Annotated in this window: 1 protein-coding gene and 1 pseudogene; both read left to right on the forward strand. The window is 59.5% G+C overall.

What is annotated here, in order from left to right; translation table 11 throughout:
- Positions 1-7 precede the first annotated feature (7 nt).
- Positions 8-109, forward strand: a pseudogene (locus J0A65_RS28010) (AraC family transcriptional regulator); the annotation flags it as partial.
- 111 nt (positions 110-220) lie between these two features.
- Positions 221-573 (forward strand): AraC family transcriptional regulator (locus J0A65_RS27580; protein WP_232850151.1); only part of this gene is annotated, 353 nt, incomplete at its 3' end.

Genomic DNA, 573 nt, shown 5'->3' on the forward strand with positions numbered 1-573 from the left:
GCAACTGATGCGACTGCGGCGCGCTGCCCATGGTTTGCTGGCCCGAGCAGAGCTTTCGGTCTTGAACGCTGCCCTCCAGGCGGGTTTTGAAAGCCCTGAAGCGTTCAGCCGGGCGTTCAGGCGAGCGTTTGGCATGTCGCCCCGCGCGTTCAGAAAGGCACCCAGTTGGCATGTGTGGAATACGGTCTTCGTCATCCCTCATTTTTCAAGGACTGTTGCCATGCAAGTACAAATCGTGAATATCTCCCCTGTGCGAGTCGCCGCTCTGGAGCATTGCGGCCCTCCCGAACTGGTCGACCGGAGCGTCGATACCTTCATCCAGTGGCGCATGCAAAGCGGGCAATCGCCGGTGGAATCGAACCGCTCCTTCGGCATCCCATACGGCAACCCGGATACCACGCCCGCGCACGAATTTCGCTTCGCCATTTGCGGCGAGATTCGAGAGACCGTGGCCGTGAACGAATTCAACATTCGTGAGCTGACAATACCGGGTGGGCGTTATGCCGTGGTGCGGCATGCGGGCTCCCCGGATCATATCGGTGAGACGATCTATCCGATCTACCGCGATTGGCT

Origin of the sequence: Bowmanella yangjiangensis (assembly GCF_017255015.1) — a bacterium.
GTDB classification, from domain to species: Bacteria; Pseudomonadota; Gammaproteobacteria; order Enterobacterales; family Alteromonadaceae; genus Bowmanella; species Bowmanella yangjiangensis.